This is a genomic window from Candidatus Dedyshia acidiphila, from assembly GCF_051025295.1.
Taxonomy (GTDB): Bacteria; Acidobacteriota; Terriglobia; order Terriglobales; family Acidobacteriaceae; genus KBS-83.
On the sequence record NZ_JBMGJV010000209.1, the window covers coordinates 1 to 247 of the forward strand.

The following is a 247-nucleotide window of genomic DNA, read 5'->3' on the forward strand; positions in this document are numbered from 1 at the left end:
GGAGCGCACCTCGAACTACGCCGCATCGAAACAGCCGACCACCGCGAACTCTTCGCGATCGACGTGCCGTTCGATCCCTACCTGAACAGCAAGGCCGCGCACTAAGCAGGCTAGACGCCTTTTTTTTTGTGGCTCCCAGATGAACTTGTGGATCTGCAGGCTCAGCCGCCCTGGCACGCCGTCCTCCAGCATCCATTCGACCAGCAGCCGCGGATCCAGCTCGCAGTTGTCGGCCGTGCGCTGTGGC

General features: G+C 62.3%; 1 pseudogene. It reads right to left on the minus strand.

What is annotated here, in order from left to right:
* Positions 1 to 15: 15 nt before the first annotated feature.
* Positions 16 to 247 (minus strand): annotated as a pseudogene (locus AC5IJH_RS18625) (hypothetical protein); the annotation flags it as partial.